This is a genomic window from Candidatus Woesearchaeota archaeon (assembly GCA_027858315.1).
Classification (GTDB): Archaea; Nanobdellota; Nanobdellia; order Woesearchaeales; family UBA583; genus UBA583.
Genome location: JAQICV010000018.1, coordinates 1 through 2,479, shown reverse-complemented (window position 1 = coordinate 2,479; position 2,479 = coordinate 1). Strand labels below are relative to the sequence as shown.

At 31.0% G+C, this 2,479-nt stretch carries 1 protein-coding gene; it reads right to left on the bottom strand.

Annotation, left to right across the window (positions count from 1 at the left end; genetic code table 11):
• Nucleotides 1–139 precede the first annotated feature (139 nt).
• Nucleotides 140–2,341 carry a hypothetical protein gene (locus PF569_01170; GenBank protein MDA3854838.1) on the bottom strand — a complete coding sequence of 734 codons (2,202 nt, stop codon included), beginning with the start codon at nt 2,339–2,341 and terminating at the stop codon, nt 140–142.
• Nucleotides 2,342–2,479: the final 138 nt, after the last annotated feature.

Genomic DNA, 2,479 nt, shown 5'->3' with positions numbered 1-2,479 from the left:
CCTGCTACTCCTGCAGCAATTGTAATATCATTTTTATAAATTAAATCCATGAACTCTTGTTGTTTATCATTCATAGGTTCAAAATTCTGCACTAAACTTTGTGTAGAATTAGGTAATCTGTTTTTATGTTTCCCCATAATTATATTTTTGTAATTTCACATGATCCACCGCTGCAAGCTACAGAAGCATAATCAGATATATCTTTAAAAGCTGGTTTGTTTAAAATTTTCCCAAAATTAACAGAATACATTTCTCTATTAATAACTTCCCACTTATGTAGTAAATGAACATCCTTTAAACAATACACAAGTTTTTGTATATCATTATCAAAGAAGTTTTTAGCAAATTTCTTTGCTCGTGATAACCAATATTTTTTAAGTAATACTTGATCTCTTGTTCCAGTAATAGGTAAGTTTTTGTCTTTAATTAAATCACAAGCACTCCATAAATCATTATTAAAATAATGTAATCCATCTACTATTAGTCCTGAGATAAATAAAGCTCCTTTTCCATAATTTTCTACAACATTTTCTAAAGATGATACTGAAGTAAATGGCGCTTGATTAAAGTCTTTATCTCCAAAATCAGAAATAAATGAGACTGCTTTAAAACTGTCTTGATTATTAAATAAGTAATTTGTAATAGAGTCTTGGTCATCTATTATAACAGTACAACTAACTGAATTTCTCAACCAAGGTTTAAGACAGGCTTCTACATTTGTGCCTGCATTTACCCAATTTTTTTGAACAAACTGGATTGCTTCTAAATGTGCAATTCCTTTCATTTGATCCTTATAAAAACCTTGTTTAGGGTTTTCGATTGGAGTATATACAACATAATCAGATCTAGTATTTGACCAATAGCTTTCCTCTAATAAGAAGGGCATATTTTTTTCTAGCCATTTTGCAGTATCACTTTCTTTATTTAACTGCATAATCCTAAAATATTTCTCTGAATGCTCTGGGTGAATTCCAGAAGCAGTACCTAAGATAACGCTGGCGTTTCCAGACGGCTTAACTGTCGTACTACGTGCTGCTTTATTGATTCCAAGTTTTTTAGCTAACTTTTCATTGGTAGTTTTTACAATTTCAGCTCCTTTTTTTAATAAGGTAGCATTAAATAAACTAGGGTTATTCATCCATCCTGTAATAGAGACTCCAATTAAAGCCTCTCTAGCAATCAAGTCTTCAGTATCTTTCCCTAAGTATGGAAATGATGTAAATCCTGCTTGAAAAGTTCCTATAATAGAAGCAGCTTCACAAGCCTTATAAAATTTTTCATCAGTATCACAAGTAGATGCATTTATCTCTGATAAGTTACATGCTTGAATTGCTGTTCTTCCATCCTCTAATACTGGACGAAATGTAATTTCTCTGCACGGGTTTGAAATTTCGTATTCATCATGTACAAAAATAAAGGACAAATCATTATCTCCTTGATTTAATTCAATAATATTATTTAATTCTTCATAAGAGAATTTATTCCTAAATAAACCAACAGCATTATTACTTCTTGCTCTTTGCGGGTTTTCTTGTCTCCAATTTCCTAGTTTAGCTCCTTTAAGTTCTTCATCATTTTCATCAATTAAAATACTTGTGGCACTCCTTCTAACGCCTCCTGATAGTACTGCATCAGCAGCGTGCATCATTATATCATATATTAGTAAACCTCTTACTTCGCTTCCTTCTTTACTAATCCAATTATCAATTAAAGATTCTATTTTTTCTAAAGACTGCTTTAATCCTTCTGCACCTGGGGCTCTAAATCCACCACTGATATAAGCTCCTTTTAGACGAATTAAACTAAAGTCAAACTTAATTTTATATCCGGAATATTTTGGAAAAGATTGTTTATCCACAAAATAAGAAGACATCAATACTCCTAAAGAGTCTGCCCATCCTTCAATACTATCTGGTATTACAAATGTTTTTGTGCCTAATGTTCTCTCTTTAATATTCGATACTTGTTTAGTGAATTGTTTTCTAAGAGAAAAATCTAAACCACATCCACTTAAAAGAATATAAAAGAATTTATTAAAATAATCATTTTTATTAAATAAAGCTCCTACACAATTAAATAGCCTTTCATTATTATTTTTAAGTTGAGGATATCTATATTGTAAACTTCTTTGGCTTGCCAAAACTCTTTTATCGTGCATTTGCTCTCTAGCAAGATCTAATTCTTTTTGTATATTTAAATCCTCATACTTCTCTTTATGTCCATCTAAAATGGAGTCACAAGCCTCTTCCCATGTTTCATAACGACCTTTATCCTCTTGCCACTTAAAGTAGTCCGAATATAATTTTAAATCAGATAAAAACTTTTTTCCTTTGTTATTCATTCACTATTTATTAATTAGTTTAAAAAATAAAAGCCCACTCTTCTGAGCGGGCTGATTGTATTTAGTTCATGCGAGATTTATTATTGTGTGAGAAAACTCATCCTGTTGTCGCATACCTTATACTTACTCCGTCTCAGG

What these genes read in the sequence shown, in the direction of transcription:
- PF569_01170 (MDA3854838.1), bottom strand. Translation starts at nt 2,341, where the DNA reads ATGAATAACAAAGGAAAAAAGTTTTTATCTGATTTAAAATTATATTCG.